This window comes from Actinoallomurus iriomotensis, assembly GCF_030269445.1.
GTDB lineage: Bacteria > Actinomycetota > Actinomycetes > Streptosporangiales > Streptosporangiaceae > Actinoallomurus > Actinoallomurus iriomotensis.
The window spans coordinates 234,930-254,698 of record NZ_BSTJ01000009.1 but is presented as its reverse complement, the minus strand read 5'-3'; the positions used below and the strand labels follow the sequence as shown (position 1 = coordinate 254,698).

25 protein-coding genes and 1 tRNA gene are annotated in these 19,769 nt (G+C 68.6%); 16 read left to right on the top strand and 10 right to left on the bottom strand.

The genetic code is table 11. From position 1 onward, the window contains the following. Positions 1-198 precede the first annotated feature (198 nt). Positions 199-969 carry a hypothetical protein gene (locus QSK37_RS33595; protein ID WP_285629357.1) on the bottom strand — a complete coding sequence of 257 codons (771 nt, stop codon included), beginning with the start codon at positions 967-969 and terminating at the stop codon, positions 199-201. A gap of 280 nt (positions 970-1,249) precedes the next feature. Further along, positions 1,250-1,984, bottom strand: coding sequence for a phospholipase D-like domain-containing protein (locus QSK37_RS33590; RefSeq protein WP_285629355.1), 735 nt, complete (start codon positions 1,982-1,984; stop codon positions 1,250-1,252). A gap of 156 nt (positions 1,985-2,140) precedes the next feature. Between QSK37_RS33590 and QSK37_RS33585 the strand changes: the two genes are divergently transcribed. The 3 genes from QSK37_RS33585 (at position 2,141) to QSK37_RS33575 (ending at position 3,586) form a co-directional block, all read left to right on the top strand. After that, positions 2,141-2,476 (top strand): hypothetical protein, encoded by a 336-nt coding sequence (locus QSK37_RS33585; protein WP_285629353.1) that lies wholly within the window; start codon positions 2,141-2,143, stop codon positions 2,474-2,476. Positions 2,477-2,489: 13 nt separating this feature from the next. Continuing rightward, a complete protein-coding gene (locus tag QSK37_RS33580) occupies positions 2,490-2,948 on the top strand; it encodes a GntR family transcriptional regulator (protein WP_285629351.1) in 459 nt (152 codons plus the stop codon). A gap of 71 nt (positions 2,949-3,019) precedes the next feature. Then, complete coding sequence (locus QSK37_RS33575; protein WP_285629349.1) at positions 3,020-3,586, top strand: HD domain-containing protein; 567 nt, start codon at positions 3,020-3,022, stop codon at positions 3,584-3,586. On the opposite strand, the gene QSK37_RS33570 is transcribed toward QSK37_RS33575, so the two are convergent. Both QSK37_RS33570 and QSK37_RS33565 read right to left on the bottom strand, forming a co-directional pair. Further along, a complete protein-coding gene (locus tag QSK37_RS33570) occupies positions 3,554-4,030 on the bottom strand; it encodes an NUDIX hydrolase (protein ID WP_285629347.1) in 477 nt (158 codons plus the stop codon). The genes QSK37_RS33575 and QSK37_RS33570 overlap by 33 nt on opposite strands. A gap of 2 nt (positions 4,031-4,032) precedes the next feature. Further along, the gene (locus tag QSK37_RS33565; RefSeq protein ID WP_285629345.1) at positions 4,033-4,773 is read right to left on the bottom strand and encodes a helix-turn-helix domain-containing protein; all 741 of its coding nucleotides are present in this window, start codon (positions 4,771-4,773) and stop codon (positions 4,033-4,035) included. Positions 4,774-4,929: 156 nt separating this feature from the next. On the opposite strand from QSK37_RS33565, the gene QSK37_RS33560 reads away from it, so the two are divergent. After that, complete coding sequence (locus QSK37_RS33560; protein ID WP_285629344.1) at positions 4,930-5,145, top strand: hypothetical protein; 216 nt, start codon at positions 4,930-4,932, stop codon at positions 5,143-5,145. A gap of 177 nt (positions 5,146-5,322) precedes the next feature. Here the strand turns inward: QSK37_RS33560 and QSK37_RS33555 are convergent, their stop codons facing one another. Then, positions 5,323-5,688, bottom strand: coding sequence for a GntR family transcriptional regulator (locus QSK37_RS33555; RefSeq protein ID WP_285629342.1), 366 nt, complete (start codon positions 5,686-5,688; stop codon positions 5,323-5,325). Between the two features lie 127 nt (positions 5,689-5,815). On the opposite strand from QSK37_RS33555, the gene QSK37_RS33550 reads away from it, so the two are divergent. The 8 genes from QSK37_RS33550 to QSK37_RS33515 all read left to right on the top strand — a co-directional run bounded on the left by QSK37_RS33550 (position 5,816) and on the right by QSK37_RS33515 (position 11,649). Further along, complete coding sequence (locus tag QSK37_RS33550; protein ID WP_285629340.1) at positions 5,816-6,160, top strand: SCO3933 family regulatory protein; 345 nt, start codon at positions 5,816-5,818, stop codon at positions 6,158-6,160. After that, entirely contained in the window at positions 6,153-7,502 is a 1,350-nt protein-coding gene (locus QSK37_RS33545; protein ID WP_285629338.1) for an FtsK/SpoIIIE domain-containing protein, read from the top strand. The genes QSK37_RS33550 and QSK37_RS33545 overlap by 8 nt, the downstream gene beginning before the upstream one ends. A 21-nt stretch (positions 7,503-7,523) precedes the next feature. Next, positions 7,524-8,177, top strand: coding sequence for a DUF2637 domain-containing protein (locus QSK37_RS33540; protein WP_285629336.1), 654 nt, complete (start codon positions 7,524-7,526; stop codon positions 8,175-8,177). Positions 8,178-8,191: 14 nt separating this feature from the next. After that, positions 8,192-8,557: a hypothetical protein gene (locus QSK37_RS33535; RefSeq protein ID WP_285629334.1), complete on the top strand. Its 366-nt coding sequence runs from the start codon at positions 8,192-8,194 to the stop codon at positions 8,555-8,557. Further along, the gene (locus QSK37_RS33530) at positions 8,554-8,694 is read left to right on the top strand and encodes a hypothetical protein (RefSeq protein ID WP_285629332.1); all 141 of its coding nucleotides are present in this window, start codon (positions 8,554-8,556) and stop codon (positions 8,692-8,694) included. The genes QSK37_RS33535 and QSK37_RS33530 overlap by 4 nt, the downstream gene beginning before the upstream one ends. A gap of 134 nt (positions 8,695-8,828) precedes the next feature. Then, positions 8,829-10,175, top strand: a complete 1,347-nt coding sequence (locus QSK37_RS33525; protein ID WP_432705629.1) for a replication initiator — start codon at positions 8,829-8,831, stop codon at positions 10,173-10,175. Beyond that, positions 10,172-10,354 carry a helix-turn-helix domain-containing protein gene (locus QSK37_RS33520; protein ID WP_285629328.1) on the top strand — a complete coding sequence of 61 codons (183 nt, stop codon included), beginning with the start codon at positions 10,172-10,174 and terminating at the stop codon, positions 10,352-10,354. The genes QSK37_RS33525 and QSK37_RS33520 overlap by 4 nt, the downstream gene beginning before the upstream one ends. Further along, positions 10,354-11,649 carry a tyrosine-type recombinase/integrase gene (locus QSK37_RS33515; RefSeq protein WP_285629323.1) on the top strand — a complete coding sequence of 432 codons (1,296 nt, stop codon included), beginning with the start codon at positions 10,354-10,356 and terminating at the stop codon, positions 11,647-11,649. The genes QSK37_RS33520 and QSK37_RS33515 overlap by 1 nt, the downstream gene beginning before the upstream one ends. Before the next feature lie 68 nt (positions 11,650-11,717). Here the strand turns inward: QSK37_RS33515 and QSK37_RS33510 are convergent. Next, positions 11,718-11,790 (bottom strand) — tRNA-Arg (locus QSK37_RS33510). A 248-nt stretch (positions 11,791-12,038) separates the two neighbouring features. Between QSK37_RS33510 and QSK37_RS33505 the strand changes: the two genes are divergently transcribed. Next, the gene (locus QSK37_RS33505; RefSeq protein WP_285629322.1) at positions 12,039-13,172 is read left to right on the top strand and encodes a glycerophosphodiester phosphodiesterase; all 1,134 of its coding nucleotides are present in this window, start codon (positions 12,039-12,041) and stop codon (positions 13,170-13,172) included. Positions 13,173-13,390: 218 nt separating this feature from the next. Continuing rightward, a complete protein-coding gene (locus tag QSK37_RS33500) occupies positions 13,391-14,590 on the top strand; it encodes a sigma factor (RefSeq protein WP_285629320.1) in 1,200 nt (399 codons plus the stop codon). Here QSK37_RS33500 and QSK37_RS33495 read toward each other — a convergent pair whose 3' ends face one another. Then, entirely contained in the window at positions 14,591-15,346 is a 756-nt protein-coding gene (locus QSK37_RS33495) for a hypothetical protein (protein WP_285629317.1), read from the bottom strand. Between the two features lie 109 nt (positions 15,347-15,455). After that, positions 15,456-15,677 (bottom strand): hypothetical protein, encoded by a 222-nt coding sequence (locus QSK37_RS33490; RefSeq protein ID WP_285629315.1) that lies wholly within the window; start codon positions 15,675-15,677, stop codon positions 15,456-15,458. 253 nt (positions 15,678-15,930) lie between these two features. Between QSK37_RS33490 and QSK37_RS33485 the strand changes: the two genes are divergently transcribed. Beyond that, positions 15,931-16,734 (top strand): GntR family transcriptional regulator, encoded by an 804-nt coding sequence (locus QSK37_RS33485; protein ID WP_285629313.1) that lies wholly within the window; start codon positions 15,931-15,933, stop codon positions 16,732-16,734. A 77-nt stretch (positions 16,735-16,811) separates the two neighbouring features. On the opposite strand, the gene QSK37_RS33480 is transcribed toward QSK37_RS33485, so the two are convergent. Beyond that, positions 16,812-17,486 (bottom strand): hypothetical protein, encoded by a 675-nt coding sequence (locus tag QSK37_RS33480; RefSeq protein WP_285629311.1) that lies wholly within the window; start codon positions 17,484-17,486, stop codon positions 16,812-16,814. A gap of 390 nt (positions 17,487-17,876) precedes the next feature. Further along, positions 17,877-18,518, bottom strand: coding sequence for a hypothetical protein (locus tag QSK37_RS33475; RefSeq protein ID WP_285629309.1), 642 nt, complete (start codon positions 18,516-18,518; stop codon positions 17,877-17,879). 418 nt (positions 18,519-18,936) lie between these two features. On the opposite strand from QSK37_RS33475, the gene QSK37_RS33470 reads away from it, so the two are divergent. Beyond that, complete coding sequence (locus tag QSK37_RS33470; protein WP_285629307.1) at positions 18,937-19,767, top strand: cyanophycinase; 831 nt, start codon at positions 18,937-18,939, stop codon at positions 19,765-19,767. The last annotated feature ends 2 nt before the right edge of the window (positions 19,768-19,769 follow it).

The window sequence follows — 19,769 nt, the reverse complement described above, 5'->3', positions numbered from 1 at the left end:
CTGCCCGTCCACATCCGTCCAAGGTCATCCACCTCTGCTGTTAGTGCCACCGTTAGCATGCACGTCCGTCCCGGAGGGTGCGCCCGCGCGAACGGCGAGACGGTGTGACAGACGGATTCGCGCGGGCGTACCCTCCGGCCCCGCGGGGGCTGGGGGTCGCGAGACCCCCGCTTCGCGCTCGCTCAACCGAGGTTCGGACTACACGGGGCCGTACCTAACTCGCCATCGGGAATTGATATATCCCTTTGACTCTAGCGGGGGGCGACGATCAATTTTCCCGACATCCTCGGACAGGTCGATCTCATACAAATTTTCGCTTCCGAGTACCGTGTCTGTGAGAAAGTCTTCGGAAAAGATGGCCAGAAGACGGTCGTCTGTAAGGAGCCGAGCACGCTCATCCAAGGCGATCGCGAGGATCATGATGTCGTTAAGCGTGTTCCTGAAATTGTTTTTGATGGTATAGCGCTCTGTGAAGTCTCGCAGCAGGTCTTGCGCGAGACGAGCTGATCTATCGGTAAGTGGCTTACATTTAATGCCGACGTCACACAAGAAGCGCAACCTTGATTTGATCACTCGCCGCGAAGCCGCGTCGACACACTCGGCGTACGCCAGAATGAATGGCACCATGCGTGCATTTAGAGCATTGGCGATCGCTCGATGCGAGTACTCGACCGTCACGGGGAAAGTGTCGCCGAACTCCAGTATTATAGAGTCGGTTCTGCGCTTTCCACTCCGCAGGCGGGCTGCTGGCGGATGACTCCTGGCATAGTCGGCGAGAGCACGCGATACCCATATACCTCTATCTCGCTTCGGAACTAGAGGCAAGTAATAATCGTTGCTTTCACCTCCCGATTTTTGAAATAGCAAAAACTCCTGGGCAACTACGGAAGAGATCCAGGGATCACTCGACTCCAGGGATGTCCGTCCTTCCGAAGCATGCACGAGAAGTTGCGTGTCGAAGAACTCCATCGGCACCTCCCAGAGGTTTAGCCGGACAGTAGGCTCGGGTCGGCCTTGAAACTGTAGTCGCGCCAGGATGGCGAGGGGGAGCTATTTCACTTCCCTGGTGGTTCACTGTCGGGCTGCGGCCGGTCAGCCGGGGCGGGTCGGCCCGAAGAGGCCGCACGCTCGGCCCGGGCTGACCGGCGGCGACCGCGTAGCGGGCGCCCTTGAAGACGTGAAGATAAGTCTCTTTCGATCTTGGTCTGGCCGGGCGCGGCCAAGCTCAAGACGGCGTTGAGGGGGCGGTTTAGCAGGCGCTGGTCGCGGGTTGGGCTTCGGTCCAGACATGCTCGAAGGCGTCGAGGTAGGCGCTCGCCGGCCCACTCTCCTCAGCAGTACGGAAGTGGAGGATCGGGGCCTGGGCGGCTGGGGTCGCGTAGATGTGTGGATTGACCATCACATCGGCGTCGGCGCGGTAGATCGATGCGTACAGCGGGCTTCGGTGCAACCGCAGCTCGACTCCTTCGACCTCGCGCAGTGAGCGGTAGAGGGTGAGCGCGTTACGGACGCGGGCGGCCATGACCTCGGCGCCGATGCCTTCTTCGGCTCCGCGGTCGGCGATGTGGGGATCGTCGGGGTCTCCGAGCAGGATGCGGACTCGTACGCCGGCGTTGGCGCGGTCGGACAGGATGCTCTGAATCCCGGCGTCCTCGGCGAGGAACAAGCCGCTGTAGACGAGGATGTCGATCTCCTGCTCAGCGCCTCGGAAGATATGCCGCCATACGTTGTGCGGGACGGTGCAGCGCTGTGGGTACATCGCGACCAGGCCGCAGCCGGCCGTGCGGCGGCGCTGGTCGAGCTCGGGCCACAGGTCGGACTCCTCCACGCCGACGAGATCGGCGACCGCCCAGCGGTGGCGCGGGTAGGGGACGCGGCCGGTGATCCAGCGTTCGACCGTCTTCGGGTCGACTCCCAGGGCTGAAGCGACGTCGACGGCTTGCAGACGCGCGCCGATCAGCGCATGGCGAAGGTTCTCGTTCACGGGTGACCTCCCGCGAGGGCTCAGGACACGGGCGACGCTAACACAAGAAGTCCCTAGACGTCCCACACTCAAGGTATAGACGTTCCTCGTCAGGCAGGAAGCTCTTCAACACGGAGCGTGACCAGATCGCTCATCGAGTCGGCGAGGAGTCCCCGGATGGAGCAGCCTTCCCCATCAGCGGAGAGGCAGGCGCTGGCCGATCTCCTCGGCGCCCTGCACCGTCGCGGTGTCAGCGCGATTGCGGGCGTCGACGACACGGGTTGGCCCTGTCTGACGGTGGCCGACAGCAAGTTGGTCACCCGGCGCGTAAACGTCAACCTGAGCCTTTGGTGGTTCACCTGGGGCAACGGACACGACGAGCGCGTGTCATCTCATCGTGTCGAGGACGCCGCCGACCGGATCGCTCGCGTCGTCGAGAAAGGCTGGCCCGAACAGGCGGCAGTCGACTCCGGCGGGTACCGGTCGCAGGCCCTCGACGAACACACGTCCTGAGGTCGGAATCGGAGTGGGTGAGCTACCGAGCGGCTACCGCGTCTTCCCCCTGATCGCGGAGCGGCTCCGGATGCGGATCACCTCCGGGCGATATCCGGCGGGCGGTTACCTCCCATCCGAGGCGGAGCTGTGTGCGGAGTTCCGCGTCGCGCGCAACACCGTCCGCCGCGCACTGGGCGTCCTGGAAGAGGACGGCCTGATCGCCACGATTCCCTCCAAAGGGCGGCTGGTACGGCACCGCGATGACCCGGCCGTCGCGGTGCCGTACCTCTACGCCGCCATCGCCGCCGAGTTGAGAGACAGGATCAGGTCTGGCGTCCTTGCGGTCGGGGCGATGCTGCCGAGCGAGACCGATCTTCGGCGTCGCCACAGCGCATCGCGGAACACGGTCCGGCAGGCGTTCATGCTGCTGGAACGGGAAGGACTGATCATCACCAAGCAGGGCAAAGGTCGTTTCGTCCGTGATCACTAGCAAGTGAGACGTCCTGGGACGTCCATCCTCAAAGCCGCCTCGCCATCTGACGCCGACCTATCGTGAACCGTATGGAACACGCCTCGTGGGCGCGCGACCTCGCCCGGCAACTCCTAGAGCGTCCTCTTCCTCGACGTTGGGCGCACACGCAAGGCGTCGCCGGCCGCGCCGAGTCCCTGGCTCCTCTCCTGGCCGGTGAGGCCGATCTGCTGGCCGCCGCCGCGTGGCTGCACGACATCGGCTACTCACCCGAGATCGTGGACACCGGGTTCCACTCGCTGGATGGGGCGCGTTATCTGCGCGACGTCCACGGCGCGGACGAACGGCTGTGCCGGCTGGTGGCGCATCACTCGTGCGCCACGTACGAGGCGACCGAGCGCGGCCTCCACGACACGCTCGTCGCCGAGTTCGACCCCGAACGTCCTGAGCTCGCTGAGGCACTGACCTACTGCGACATGACGACCGGCCCGGACGGGATCCACCTCGACGTCGCCGACCGGCTCGCCGAGATCCACTCTCGCTACGGGCCAGAGCACCTGGTCAGCCGCTCGATTTCGGCCGCGACACCGTGCATCACCTCGGCGGTGCGGGCCATCGAGAGCGCGCTACCCGATGTACGGACGGACGTCTCCGGCTAGGTAGTGCTCGATCCGCATCCGCATTGAGCGGTCCATGGCGAGTCCGGTGACGTCGTCGCGCGGCACCCAGCGGACCTCGCGAGATTCGTCACTCGTGGTCGGTTCTCCGGAGACGGGCCGGGCCGTGAGCACGATGGAGAACTCCTGCCGTGCCTCGCCGTCCGAGGTGTAGAGGACCACATGCCGGGGGTCGGAGTAGATGCCGACAAGCCCGGTGATCTCACAGGTGACACCGGTCTCCTCCAAGGTCTCCCGGACAGCCGCCTGCGGCAGCGACTCCCCCAGGTCGATCGCGCCCCCGGGCACCGCCCAGTTGTCATTGTCGGTACGACGGATCATCAACAGGCGTCCAGCGTCGTCGGCCACGACGACGTTCACGGACGGGACCAGGCTGTTGGCGGCCGGCGCGTTCGGGTCGTCGAAGTAGTCGATGCGGCGCGCCATGGTCAGGAATCCAACGGGGTGGCCTCGTCCCAGACCCGCTCGAAGCTTTCCAGGTAGGTCGTCACCATGTCGCCTCCTGGCACCCGCTGCAGATGGAGCGCGGGCGAGTTGGCCGCGGTGGCCCCGTAGATATGGGTGTTGACGAGGATCTGGTCGTCGCTCCGGTAGATCGAGTTGTAGAGCACTGTGCGATGCAACCGGATCTCCACCCCGTCCAGCCCCCGCAACGGCTTGTAGAGCACGAACGCGTTCCGGATCCGCGCCGCCATCCCCTCGCCGACGCCTTCTTCCTCGCCACGCTCGGCCACCTGCGGGGAGTCCGGGTCGCCGAGCAGGATCCGCACCCGTACGCCGGCCGCGGCCTTCTCGCTGAACATCCGGACGATGCCGGCGTCCTCCGCGAGGAACAGGGCGCTGTAGACGAGGACGCCGATCTCGCGCTCGGCTGCGGCGAACAGACGTCCCCATGCGTCCCGGGGAATCGCCCAGCGGTGGGGATAGACGGTGAGGATCTCACTCTCCGACGCGGAGGCGACCTGCTCGGAGCTCAAGGCGTCCGGCCACAGGTAGCTCTCGTCCACGTGCAGGAAGCTCGCCACGGCGTAGCGATGCTTGCGGTACGGCGTGCGTCCCCGGGTGATCCACCGCTCGACCGTCTTCGGGTCGACCGCTACGGCCTCGGCCAGCTCGGCCACCGAGGCACCACGTTCCAGCAATGCCGCGCGCAGTCTCTCGTTCGCCATGCCACCCGTCTCGAAAGGACGTCCAGGGACGCGGCAATCGTAGACCGGACGTCCTGCACACGTCCCATCCTGTAGTGATCCTGTCCCCCTTTCGCGCCGCATTCTCGGTGTCACAGTCCGCAACCGAGGCGGACTCCGGGAGAAAGGAGGACGAACATGACCGACCAGGTTTTCCCGCCCGAGGAGGAAGGCACCTGCGAGTGCGGCGCACTGCTGGAGGAGGGCCGGACGTCGTGCTTCAAGTGCCGGGCCCGGGCGCGGTGGCTGCGGCGTCAGGTCGGGCGGCGCATCGCTGCGCGGCGCCCTGGAGGAACTCGGCGTCCGGCCGGGCGGCCAAGCCGTAAGGCCGAGGCGGGGGTGAGCTGGACATGAGCGCACTCCCTCTGGTCGCCGCCGGACTGGTCGGCTGCGCCGTTCTCGTCGGCTTCGTCATCGCGCTGCTCGGGATGCGTCACGAGGCGCCCTGGACCCGTCTGGACACGACGGCGCCGAGCCGGACGGCGGGTTACGCGCGGTGGCTGAACGGCTGCCGTGTCCTGGACAGCCGGCCTACTTCTTCGCCGAAGCGGACCGGCCTCCCAGCTCGGCAACGGTCGCCTCAAGCCGTTCGATGCGGCGCGACTGCTCCCGTAGCGCGGCGCGGATCTCGGTGAGCGGGTCCTCGCTCGTGCCGGACGGTTCTGGTGCCGCGCCCTCGCGGACGAAGACGCCCTTGCCCTGCTGGCCGACGACCAGGCCTTCCGTACGGAGGATTCCGACGGCCATCTTCACGACGCCGAGCGAGACCTCGTACGTCTCGGCGAGCCGGGCGGTCGACGGCAGCGGGGAGCCCGGGGCCATCTCGCCGGTACGGATCCGCTCGCGCAGGTCGTCGGCGATCTGCAAATAGCCGGCCCGCCCCGTCCTCTCGACCATCCGCACCTCTCCTGTCGCCTGTCGGCCTCTAGTTCAGCACAACCGGTCGACATGGCCAACCACGAAGTCCTTGACTGCACAGTCGACTAGGTCGACTATGTTGTCTAAGTAACTAAGGAGGTTCCCAATGCGCAATATCCCGATCCCTGTCGACGTCGCCAAGCTGACGTTCGTATGCGTCGCTGCGCCTCGTCCCCGGTTGCTCAACAAGGAGACCGGCGAGGTCAAGACCGACAAGAGCGGCCAGACGGTGTACGAGGTGGCGCTGTCGGCCACCGACGAGTCCGGCCGGATCGAACTCATCCGCGTCGGGGTGTCCGGTGAGCCGCCGGTCACCGTCGGCACGCCCGTACTGCCGGTCGACATGGTCGGCTACGTCTGGGAGATGACCCGGGGCGGCGAGGCCCGCTGGGGCATCTCCTACCGGGCCGCCTCAATCGTCCCCGCCGAGGAGGGGATCGCCGTTGCCTGAACCGGCGTGGGCGATCCTCGGCACCGCCGCCTCGTGCGCCGTCGGGCTGTGGGCCTGGCGCCGCTTTCACTACCAGTCGTTCTGGCCGGTGGCCGGCTTCCTGTTCGCGGCCATCAACATCCGCATCACCTGGCGTTCGGTCGCACTCGGCTGCGGCCTGACGAAGAAGCGGCACCGCTGGTGGTTCACCGTGGTCCCACGGGCGGTCGCGTCCACGGGCATCGTGTCGGTCCGCCGCCGCTTCCAGCGGGTCGTCGTCGACACCGCCCCCTGGATGTGGCTGCCCCGTCCGACCCGGCACGGCTGGCGTGTCAGCCTGTCGCTGCTGGAGGGCCAAGTGCCGGGCGACTACGCCGACGCGGCCGAGCGGCTGGCGCACTCCTGGGGCGTCCACGCCGTACGGGTGTCCTCACCCCGTCCCGGGCGCGTCGTCCTGGCCGCCACCGTCCGCGATCCGCTGGTCAAAGTCGACGTGCTTCCGGCGTCCTCCGACCTGCTCAAGGTCGCCGTCGGGCGGCTGGAGACCGGGCGGCCGTGGGTCATCGACTTCCGTACGGTCCCGCACTGGCTGAACGCCGGTGCCACGCAGTCGGGCAAGTCGAACCTGGCGAACGCCCTGATCGTCGGCCTCGCCCCGCAACCGGTGGCCCTGGTCGGCCTCGACCTCAAGGGCGGCGTGGAGTTCGCCCCGTACGAGCCGCGGCTCTCAGCGCTGGCCACCACGCGGGACGAGTCGATGCGGCTGCTCGCCGACCTGGTCGGGCTGATGGCCGACCGCATGGGGCTGTGCCGTACGGCCGGTGCGCGCAACGTCTGGCGGCTGCCTCCGCAGTTGTGCCCGGTGCCCGTCGTGGTCTTGGTCGACGAGCTGGCCGAGCTGTTCTTGATGGCTGACAAGTCCGAGAAGGACGACGTAGCGCGGACCTCGACGGCGCTGCTGCGCGTCGCCCAGCTCGGCCGGGCGTTCGGCATCTACCTGTTCCTGTCCGGACAGCGCATCGGGTCCGACCTGGGACCAGGGGTCACCGCTCTGCGCGCCCAGTGCTCGGGCCGGATCTGCCACCGGGTCAACGACCCGGAGACGGCGACGATGACCCTCGGCGACCTCGACCCCGACGCGCTGGTGTCCGCCCGCGCGATCCCGGCCGAGACACCCGGCGTCGCGATCGTCGCCGGACAGGACGGCCAGTGGTACCGCGCCCGGTCCTTCTACGTCTCCGAGGAAGCCGCCGAGCATGCCGCGCACGCCCACGCCGGTCGGACACCGTCCTGGGCCGAGATCACCGCCGCCCGTCTTTCGCCGGTTCCCGATGACCACCGTCCCGCGCTGCAAAGCGCATGACCCACCAGAGAGGGGGACACGATGCGACGTCTCGTCGGCCTGCTACTGGACTCCGGTCCGGTGGTCGTGCTGGCCGTCATCGCGGGCGCCGGATCGTTCACCCACATCCGCGACACCGCCGCTCAACACGGCCAGCGCGGCCCGATGGCCTGGGCCGTCGCCGTCTGCGTCGACCTGACCTGCGTCATGGCCGCCCGCGAACGGCAACGCGACAAACGGATCGGCCGCAACGCAGGACCGGTGTCCTGGCCGACCCTCGTCCTGGTCGGCGGCATCACGCTGTCGCTGGCCGCCAACCTCGCCCAAGCGGGTCCATCCGCCTGGGGCCGGGTGGTCGCCGCGACGCCCGCCGGGGCCTTCCTCGTCGCGGTCTCGATGCTCGAACGCCGCTCGTCCGGCCGTCGTCCTGCCTCGTCCTCGGCGGGCGTCCCATCCCCGGCCCCGCCGTCCTTCGGCCGTCCGCCGGACGGACGCCAGGACGAACCGCCGCGCCAGGACGAACGCGTCCCGTCCGGACCGACACCGGCCGACTCGCTCGTCGCCTACGCCCGCCGCGTCGCCGACGAGCACCACCAGCGGCACGGACGCCCGATCACCCGCGACGCGCTCCGCGCCCGCCTTGGCGTCTCCAACCAGCTCGCCTCCGACCTGCTCCGCCAGATCCGAACCGCATGAAAGGAGATCACTCGATGACCACACAACCGATCGTTCCTGGCGACCTGTTCGCCCGTCACCAGACCATCGCCGGCCTCCGGGCTCTGGCCGACTTCCTTGAGACCAACCCGGCCATCCCGGTCCGCGAGTACGGCTATGAGTACACGGTCTTCGCTCGCGACCACACCGAGGCGGCCGAGCGAGCTGAGATCGACCGGATCGCTGCCGCGCTCGGCGAGACGGTGTGCGACGAGACCGGCCGCGGCGGGCACTACCGGGTTCAGAAGGCCTTCGGCCGCATCGCCTACACCGCCGTCCACATCCCCGCTCACCGCCAAACCGCGTACGAGGCGCTGATGACGTACGCGCCCACCTTCAACACCGACCGGGACGTCGCGTGAGCGAAACCAGCACCGACACCGACCAGCCAATCCTTACGCCGCCCATCCAGCACTACCAGTGCTGCCACTGCGGCAGCACCGGTCTGGACTCGATCGGTGACGTCTGTCCGCACTGCGAGGGCCTCGGCTTCTGCTGAGCCTTCGGCGCCCCGGCCTGGCCGTACATCCGCCAAGACGCCTGCCAGGTCGGGGGCCATCCCCATCACCCAACGAGTGAGAGGAGGTCTCCATCTTGCCCACATTCACCACCGATCCGCACGCGATCGCGGGCATGATCACCCGCCTGCACGATCCGGAATACGCCCGATGGGCCACCCAGATCAGACAGACGGGCGGCTGCCGACAGCCGATCCAAATCCGTGGCCACGTCGAACACCTCGACCCCGCCACCGGCCAGGTCCTGCACCGATACTCCACGCACCGCGAGCCCGGTGGCGTCCTGCGGGTCGCCTGCCGGACTCGGCGGGCCTCTCGCTGCCCGTCCTGCGCCGAGGTCTACCGCGCCGACACCTACCACCTCATCCGCGCGGGACTGGTCGGCGGCAAGGGCGTACCCGAGGCGGTGAGCGCGCACCCGTGCCTGTTCGTCACCTTGACCGCCCCGTCGTTCGGGTCGGTCCATACCCGGTGTGAACGCAACGGCCGGGTCTTGCCCTGCCACGCTCGGCGCGGCGCATCGGTCTGTCCGCACGGCACGCCGATCTCCTGCACCGCCCGGCACGCCGCCGACGATCCCCGGCTCGGCGAGCCACTGTGCGGCGAGTGCTACGACTACGCCGCCAGCGTCCTGTTCAACTCCGCCGCACCCGAACTGTGGCGCCGGTTCACCGACGCCCTACGCCGACGCCTCGCCAAACTCGGTGGCCTGACCCTGTGCGGGTTGCGCGAACAGCTCCGGGTCTCCTTCGCCAAGGTCGCCGAATATCAGCGAAGGGGCGTCGTCCACTTCCACGCCATAATCCGTCTCGACGGCCCAGACGGACCGGACACCACACCACCGGCATGGGCAACCGCGGAACTGCTGACCGACGCCGTCCGCCATGCCGTCGGCGCGGTCAGCGTCACGATTCCCGCTGGGGGCGGGGAACCCGAACGGGTGTTGCGCTGGGGCGAACAGGTCGACATCCGGCCCATCACCACCGAGGGTGACCTGACCGACCAAGCCGTCGCCGGCTACGTCGCCAAGTACGCCACCAAGGCCGCCGAGTGCGTCGGCACCCTCGACCGTCGGATCAACCTCCTCGACGACCTCGACGCCCTACCGATCCGCGAACACGCACGACGCCTGATCGCCGAATGCCTCCGGCTCGGCGTCATGGACCACCTGGCCGACCTGCGGCTCGTCCAGTGGGCGCACATGCTCGGATTCCGCGGCCACTTCTCCACGCGATCCCGCCGCTACTCGACAACGCTCGGTGCCCTGCGTGCCGAACGTGCCGAACACGCCCGCGTCGAGACCACCACAGGACGCCTGCCGTACTTCGACGAAGACACCGTCCTCGTCGTCTCGCACTGGGCCTACGCCGGACGTGGCCTCTCCCCCGGTGACGCACTCCTCGCCGCCGCACTCACCGGAACACCGCCACCTGACCCCGGCAGCGCCGGGAGGGTCGCATGAGCGAACCCGCCGTGCTCACCGTCGACGAGGCCGCCGAACGCCTGCGCGTCAGCCGCTGGACCGTCTACAACCTCATCCGTTCCAACCAACTTCGAACCGTCAAGATCGGCCGCCGCCGTCTCATCACGGCCGCCGCGATAACCGAATGCCTCGACCGGCTGATGGAGGTGGCCGTCTGATGACCAAGACCGCAATCGCAACGCCGGAGGAGCCGGAGGGGCGTAAGCCCCGTGGCCGCAAGCGGGCCAACGGTGAAGGCACGATCGTCCAGCGCAAGGATGGTCGTTACGAGGCCAAGGTGTTCATGCCGACCACGGCAGGCACCGTGAAACGGGTCAGCGTCTACGGCCGCACCCGCGAAGAATGCCACGCGAAATATGTCGAGCTAAAAGCCAACGCGCAGCAGAACATTCCGGTCGCAGCGAAGAGCCAGACGGTCGCCGAATACCTGACGTACTGGCTCGACGAGGTCGCCCGCCCGTCGCTGCGGCCGGCGACGTTCCGGAGCTACGAACTGAGCGTCCGCCTGTACATCGCACCGGGCCTCGGCAAGAAGAAGCTCGACAAGCTCCAGCCCCGGGACGTACGGACCTGGCTCAACCAGGTACGCGTCACCTGTCAGTGCTGCGCCCAGGGAAAGGATGCCAAGCGGCCCAAGCAGCACAGAGACCCGGCCAAACAGCAGCGCTGCTGTGCTCTCGGGCGATGCTGCAAGGAGTACCCGTCGCAGCGTTCGGTGCAGTACCTGCACGCGATCCTGCGGTCGGCGCTCCAGCACGCCGTCCGTGAAGAAGGACTGTTCCAGAACGTCGCGAAGAAGGTCCGGGTATCGGCCGGCGAACGCAAGGAGATCGAACCGCTGTCGCTTGACGAGGCCAAGCGCCTGCTCAAGACCGCACGAGATGATCGCCTGTACGCCCTGTACGCCGTCGCACTCGGCGTAGGCCTGCGGCGCGGGGAGGCGCTCGGCCTGCGCTGGGAGGACGTCGACCTCGCCGACGGCGTTCTCCAGGTCCGGCAGACGCTCCAACGCACCAAGGACGGCCTGGTCTTCCTGCCACCGAAGACCGCGCGGTCACGCCGGGTCATCGCACTGCCGAAAACCCTCGTGACCGCGCTCAAGGAACACAAGAGCCGCCAGGAGACGGAGGAAGACGCCGCAGGGGAGCGGTGGACCGAATCCGGGCTCGTCTTCACCACGGCGATCGGCACACCGATCGAACCGCGGAACCTCAACCGGCACTTCAACGCGCTGTGCGACGCCGCCGGCATCCGACGCGTCCGGCTACACGATCTGCGGCACACCTGCGCGACGCTGCTCCTCGCCCAGGGCGTCGACGGACGGACCATCATGGAACTGCTCGGGCACAGCGCCATTGCCGTCACGATGAACATCTACACACACGTCCGGCTCGACGTGCTCCGTTCGGCGGTCGACCGCATGGACGGCGTCCTGGGCGATGAGGAGTCGTAGCGGGACGTTGTCGTCACCGTTGTCGTCAAAAGGCCCCCCGCGTGATCGCGAGGGGCCTTTGACCTGGGCGCAGCCGGAGGGATTCGAACCCCCAACCTTCTGATCCGTAGTCAGATGCTCTATCCGTTGAGCTACGGCTGCTAGCTGCCCGACGAGTGTACCGGCACTCCACGGCGACGCGCGAATCGGTACTCCAGACCGCGTCATCCCGCTCGTTCCCCAACCTTTGTCCACAGGCGAGCCCCTCCTGTGGACAACCGCGACGGCCCAGGTCGGTGACGGCGTGGCCGGGGCTGGCCGGTTCCGGACCCTGTCCCCTTCAGGATCAGGTCTCCCATTCGTCACGAGGCCGTCGTAACCTCCGCACGTTCCGAACCAGGAGGTCGCTCATGTCACTGTCCCGACGCTTGCTGGCCGGTGGGCTGGCCCTCGTCACCGTGGGGTCCGCGTACGCGGCGTTCGGTGGCTCCAGTGGGGCTTCCTCGGCGCCGGCGCGGAAGAGCGCGCTCAGCACGCTCGGTAGGCAGAAGCCGATCGTGATCGCGCACCGCGGGGCCAGTGAGTACCGGCCCGAGGAGTCGCGGAGTGCCTACCTGCTCGCCATCGAGATGGGCGCCGACTACATCGAGCCGGACGTCGTGACCACCAAGGATCATGTCCTGGTCGCGCGGCACGACAACTGGCTGAACGACACGACGGATGTGGCGAAGCATCCCGAGTTCGCGAGTCTCAAGAAGACCAAGACGATCGACGGGGTCCAGCACACCGACTGGTTCACCGAGGATTTCACCTTCGCCCAGTTGGAGACGCTGCGGCTCAAGGAGCGGCTGCCGGATCTGCGTGCGGGCAGCAGCGCGTTCGACGGGGTCGACCGGATCGCCGGCCTGGACGAGGTCCTGCAGATCGCCAAGGACCACCACGTCGGTGTCTACCCCGAGACCAAGCACCCGACGTACTTCCGCGGCATCGGGCTGCCGCTGGAGGACGAGCTGCTCAAGGATCTCGCCAAGTACGGCTTCAAGGGCCGGAACGACAAGGTGTTCATCCAGTCCTTCGAGACCTCGAACCTGCGGGCGCTCAGCAAGAAGACGAGCATCCGGCTGATCCAGCTCATCGACACGCAGGGCGCGCCGTACGACTTCGTGGCGAACCACGACCCGCGCACGTACGACGATCTGGTCAAGCCGGCCGGGCTGAAGGACGTCGCCTCGTACGCGTACGGCATCGGGCCGGGGCTCACCCGGATCATCCCCGTGGACTCGGGCAACCACGCGCTCCCGCCCACGACGCTGGTCCGTGACGCCCACCGCGCCGGGCTCGCCGTGCATCCGTGGACGGTGCGGCCGGAGAACTACTTCCTGCCGGTGGAGTACCGGCAGGGCGACTCCGGCTCGCCGAACTTCCCGCGGGCCGAGGGCGACGCCTCGCGGTACCTCGCCGACTTCTACCGGCTCGGCGTGGACGGGATCTTCTCCGACGACTCCGCCCTGGCGGTCTCGACACGGGCCCGCGTCTTCGGCTGAGAGACCACCTGACCGTCACCGTACGGCGAAGGTTCTATAACGGCCGCAGCCAACGATGCCCCGTGCGCTCCCCGTACGGGGCATCGTCGTTTACCGCCACCCGAAGCACGGTGCCATCAAACATCGCACCAAAGGGCAAGTTGCACTATTTGCGCTTTTTACGGTGAGCTTGCTTTCTTCCCCTAGGGTTTAGGCAACCTGAATCGTGGAGCACGTACATGGCAAGGTGGTCCCGCTTCGCCCCCGACGCCGATCGTCGTCTCGTCAAGGGACTGCACGACGGGGACGACGATGTGATCGCCACGCTGTACGACGTGTACGCCGAGCGCCTGTACGACTACTGCATGGCACTGCTGGACGACCGGCGGGCCGCCGCCGACGTCGTCCACGACGCCTTCATCGACGCGGCGCGCCGCGCGCCGCGGCTGCGTGACCGGGCCCGGCTCCGTCCCTGGCTGTACGCGGCGGCGCGGCGGCGCTGCATGCAGCGCAAGCTCCAGCTCGAACCCGCCGAGGACGACCCCCTCAAGAGCCTGGACTTCCTCCACCGTGAGGCGCTGTTCCTGGCGCTGCGGCACGACCTGACCGGCGAGGACCTCGCCATGACCGTCGGCGTCACGCTCCGCCGCGCGGAGGCACGGCTGAACCGCGCGCAGCAACGGGTGCCGGACGCCGAGGAGTACCTGCTCGGCGCGACCGCGCCCGTGGTGCCCGCGGCCCTGCGGCACCGCGTCCAGCACACCGGCACCGATCCCGAACTGGCCGGATACCGCGCCGAGATCGCCGCACGCGGCGGGGCGCTGACGCCGGAGGGCATGCCGCGCCAGCCGGACGCGCCCTCGCCCCTGGCGCGCCGGTGGGCGTTCACCAGCGTGGGCCTGTTCTCCGCGCTGGCCACGGCGTTCGTCGTGCTCCTGGTGATGAACCCGAGCCTGCCGGTGCCCGACATCCAGTGGCCCGGGGGCAAGCCGCACACCTCCACGTCCCCCGCGCCGCACCCCCGCCGGTCGGCGCAGGCCGGTGCACCGGGCGCCGGCGACGACCAGCGGCCGACCACCGAACCGCAGTCGATGAACTCCCCGACACCGACCCCCTCGCCCACGACGTCATCGCCGGGGCACAGGCCCGGCGCGCTGGTGGTCAGCCCCTCCTCGATCCGCTTCCGCAACCACGCCACGATGGCCGCGCTGGTGATCAGCGCCCGAGGCGGTCCGGTCAACTGGACCGCCGCGGCCTCCTCGCCCCAGGTGACGCTCGCGCAGTCCGGCGGGACCATCGACGATCACGGCCGGGTGGAGATCGAGGTGACGCTCAACCGGGGGCTGATCACCCTGCCGGGCACGGCCACCATCACGGTGAGCGGCGGTACGGGCCAGGTGGTGCCGGTCTCGATCGCGTGGGACATCTCCGTCCTGTGATCAGGCGCCTGCCACGACGTGCGGCCAGGCGTTCAGCGCCGACCGGACCGCTCCGGGCGGGAAGTGCACCCACGCGCGGGTCTCGGTCTCCTTCACCGACACGCTGATCGCGTCGTAGAGGTCCGGGTCGATCAGTCCCGGCCCGTGCCGGATCACGTCGTCGTACAGCCGGTCGGAGACCACACAGCCGAGCTCGCGGCCCGTGGCGGCGAAGGCGGTCTTGAACGCGGGCGCCTCCAGCAGCCGGAACGCGTGCACCAGCGTCCGCCCGGCCACCCCGTACGGGTCGAAGTGGACGTGGCCGGCGTGCAGTGCCATCCGCAGCCGGATCTGCGCGGGTTCGCTGGAGAGCTTGTTGTGCCGGCGCAGCCCCGCGCGTACGCGCTCGGTGAGCGGCGAGATGAGCAGCTCGGTGGCGACCAGCGCGGGCACGACGATGAGGACGCCGTCACCCCGGTCCTCCCGGTGACACCCACGCCACGGCACCCCGGTGTCCTCGAACGCCTCCTCGAGGATGCGGTACAGCCCGGCCCGTACGTAGAGCTGCACCTCGTCGTCGCGCCGCCGGTCGCCGAAACCGGCGATGTCGAACGCCACGACCGCGCACTGCAGCGCTCCCTCCGGGGCGTACGGGCGCGGGCGCAGCACCCGGGCGGACAGGCGGCCCATCGCCCTGCCCATGCCCGCCGCGGCGGCGACACGGGCGTACGAGGCGGACCGGACGAGGCCGGACGCGCGGGCGCGAGGGGTTTCCATCGAGATCGGTCCTCCTCTCGGCGAGCGGGCGTCACCGCTCCGCGCCGGGCAACGGCCTGCCCCTCACGACGAGGACGTGAGGGGCAGGGAGAGACGGGTCCGGGAACGCCTACGCGGCGTTCCGGTCCAGCGGGGCGTCCTGCGGCTGCGGCCGCCGGACGTAGACCCCGGCCCACCGCCGGGCGCGCGCCGAACGCTCGTCCGGGGCGTACGGGGTCAGCGGGTCGCGGCTGCTGGACCTGATGAAGCCCCAGAGCAGGTTGACGGTCGTGCCGAAAACGGCGACCGCGACGACGAGCAGGACCATACTTGCCGAGTCGAACCAGTGCACGAGCTTTCCCTCTCGCTCGCACCGCACCGAGGTGCGGGTTTTGCCATCCGCCCCCTGACGGGCCCGGCGGAACACCGCGGGCCGGTGGCGACCTGGCGACTCTGCCGTATCGCCCTTACGACGTGATCAACATTGGTAGGATGGAATCATCCCAACCATTCCGTCAATACCCCTAAACGGAATCATTAACCGTGTTTGACCGGGTTGATCCGTCTGGCCAATATGAGGTGGCCGGGCGGTTCGAGGAGTGATGATGGCAGGGTCCAAGTGGCGCACGATCGCCGACGACCTGATCAAGAAGATCGACAGCGGCGAGATCCCCCGGGGCTCGCAGCTCCCGACCGAGCTGGAGCTGCAGGTCGAGTACGACGCGTCGCGCAACACCGTGCGCGACGCGATCAAGTGGCTGACCCAGCGGCAGCTCGTCCTCGCCCAGCCGGGCCGCGGCACCTTCGTGTCCCGGAAGATCACTCCGTTCGCCGTCGAACTGTCCCCGCGGCACGGCTTCGGGAACGGCGACGACGACGAGGGCGGCGCGTACGTCGCGAGCGCCCGCGTCCAGAACCGCCGGCCGAGCACCTCCGACCCGCGCGTGGAGATCCGCAAGGCCGCCGGCCTCGTCGCCCGCCAGCTCCAGCTCGACGAGGGCACACGGGTGGTCACCCGCTATCAGCAGCGCTTCATCGACGACGACCCGTGGTCGCTGCAGACGTCGTTCTATCCCATGGCGTTCGTCACCCGGGGCGCCGAACGCCTCGTCGACGCCGCCGATGTCGAGGAGGGGGTGGTCAAGTACCTTCAGAGCTCGCTGGGGCTCACGCAGGCGGGCTACCAGGACCTCATCGCCGCGCGCCCGCCCGACCAGCAGGAGTCGGTGTTCTTCGGCCTACCGGACAACGCGAGCGTCAGCCTGATCGAACTCTCCCGCACCGTGTACGCCACGACCGGCGAGCCGATGCGGTTCACCGTCACGGTCTATCCGGCCGATCGCAACCAGCTGTACTACAACATCGGCGAGGTGCCGGAGTCCCGCCTGGAGGTTCCCGGTCCCGCGTAGCGCCGAATGCGCCGCCCGGCCAGGGTGGCGATGCGACTGGGGCCGCTCCTTGGACGCGGTGGTGCGCCGCTCGGCGACTAGATGGGGGCGGCGGGGTTCGGGAGGGCGGCCGGCCGGCCGTCGGTGCGGCCCAGGTCCTGGATCGGGCCCCAGGGGTCGGTCAGGCCGTTGAACCAGTTGTTCGGCAGGGCGCGAAGGTACGTCGCCGCGGGGAGCCGGATCGCGCCGTAGGCGCGCAGGATCTTGATCGTGTTGCCGAGGCAGTTGTTGAAGACGAGGAGGTAGCCGGCGTTCCTGCTCGCGGCGACGGCGATCGTGGCCGCGGCGGCGATCGCGACGGTGGTCGACTGGCACCGGTACTTGTCGTACGGCTTGGCCCAGGGCGTGGTCGCGGCGACCTCCGGGTCGGCGGCCGGGTTCCGGAAGGTCCGCAGCATCTGGTCGCGGGTTCCGGTCAGGACCCAGGTGCCGTTCTCCCTGCCCCGGCGGATCACGGCCCTGCCGCGGCTGCCGTTCTGGCGCCGGTCCACGGGCACGGACTCGGTGGCGCCGAACATGTAGGTGTCGTCCCCGGGCATCTTGAACGCCCAGCCGGTGTGACCGAGCCCGCCCGCGCCGGCGGTCCGGGCGAACACCCACGCCTCGCCCGGACTCCGGCGCCCGTTACCGCGCGCGGGGAACACAGGCGGAGGGGACGGCCACTCGTCCGGCCGGGCCCGGGGGTCCTGGGTCAGCTTCTCTCGCTCTTCCAAGGCGGCGGTCGTGCACTCCGGAACCTTGCCGGTGAAGATCGCCGATCGTCAATCGGACGGAGGGAAGGTGGCTCACAGTGACGGCCGGCGACCGTCACGCCGGTTCGTCAGATGCCCGGCGGCCTCGCCGGGTGAGCGCCGACGTCCGGGAACGCCGCCACCGGACAGGTACGTGACGTCCCTGGCGCACCGACATTCACCTCAAATCACCAGTCACCGCCCAATTAGAAAATCCCCACAAGAATCCGTTCCAGGTCATCTCGCCCATGAGTGCGATCATTCAAGAAACGGCCGGCGGCCGCCCGGGCCGCGACGGCGCGCGGGCGGCGACCGACCGGGGACGTGGAGGAACCGGTGAGCGGAGGCCGCGCGGGGGATGACGTGGACGGGTCAGGCGCGACCGCCGGGCAGGGCGACGAGCTCCGCGCCGCCTCCGCTGACCGATCGCAGCGCCGTCGCCGGAGCCACTCGTACCTGGTCGGGACGCCGGACGAAGCCGTGGTACTGGACACCCTTGGCGTTCACGCGTACGGGCTGGAACTCCTCGGGGTCGAGCGAGCAGAACCCGGTGCGGACAACGTCCTGGTAGAGGCTCTGCGAGACGATGAGGGCGAGGTCGCGGTCCTGCTGGTCGGCCAGGAGCCGGCGCAGCGGCTTGGCGTCGAGGAGCCGGCTGACCACGATCGGCGCGTCGCCCGCGGGGCCGAACGGGCCGGGCGTCAGAGTGCCGTGGTGTATCGCGACCCGCAGCCGCAGGCGCCTTCCGCCCACGACCTTGCGGTTGACCTCGCCGAGGACCGTTTCGAGCTGGCGAGTGAAGTCCCCGACGACGGCGGAGACGTCCACGTCCTCGGGCAGGACCACCAGCTCACCGTCGCCGCTCACCTGCTCGTACCAGTGGCGCCGGTCGAGCCCGGCGTTCTCGGCGGCGACATTGAGGATGCGTTTCAGCTCCTCCTGCGCCCGTAGCTGTTCTCGCGCGTCACGCGCGCTGTACTTCTCGACATCGACCGCCAGGACCAGACGGTACATAAGACGAACGTTGCCGAAACCGTTCGTGCACGACATGGGCACCTCCAAAACGAACTGGGCCGTCCGCCCCCATTCGCTCCACTTCGGAGTGAGTGTGCCTCTCAGAGGGTTACCACGCCGCCTTTTCCCCTTAGGTCCCTGCGGCCACCTCCATGATCTCAGGAATCACGCGTCCCTTAGACGCACGGAGCGGAGCGTTGGTTCACTGACATCGTTCAAGTAAGGGGACCGTCGCCTCATGGATAGCGCAAACTGAAATACCAGCCGGTATCTCAAAAGGCTTCCCCGCACCGCACGAAGCCGGACCATACCCCCCAGAGAATCACCCGCTTCGGCCGACAATTGGCCAAGAAAACCGCACCATGCCCGGTGTCACAGCCGGCGACTACTTGCTGTGACAAGAGGGTAGCTAGCTGTCGTGACCGACATAACGGGGGGGAGCGTCGGCAGCGGCCGGCTCCTGGTCATCGGCGGCAGGGAGAACCGCACCTGCGGCACCGGACCGCTCAAGGAGTTCGTCAGCCTCTCCGGCGCACGTCGCTCACGCATCGTCGTGGTGACCACGGCCACCGGCGTCCCCGAGCAGGTCACCGCCGAGTACACCACGGTCTTCCGCCGCCTCGGGGTCCCGTCCGTGACGGAGCTGCGGCTCATCGGGCGCACGACCGCCGACGACCCCGCCTCGCTCACCATGCTGGAGCAGGCGACCGGCGTGCTGATCAGCGGGGGCGACCAGTCACGGCTCAGCATGCTCGTCGGTTCCAAGACCAACGTCCTCCTCCACCGCCGGCTCCACGAGGACGGCCTCGTGATCGCCGGCACCAGCGCGGGCGCCACCGCGCTGGGCCGCTGGATGATCCTCGGCGGTGACGGAGGGACGGTCACGACGTCGTCGGTACGCATCGGACCGGGGCTCGACCTGCTCGGCAACGTCCTGATCGACATGCATTTCGCCGAACGCGGCCGGCTGCCACGGCTGCTCAGCGGCATCGCCCTCGACGTGCGTTACCTCGGCGTCGGCATCGACGAGGACACCGCGATCGTCGTCGACGGCGATCGTTTCGAGGTGATCGGCCGCGGCGTGGTCACCGTCGTGGACGCCGATCGGGCCACCGTCGCGCAGGACCATGCCGCGAACGACCCGATGGCGCTGTTCGACGTTCGTCTGCATCTCCTTCCGGCCGGCTGCTGTTTCGACCTGGAGCAGCGCAAACCGTGGTTCGGCCCAACACGGGAAGAAGAGGAGTAAGC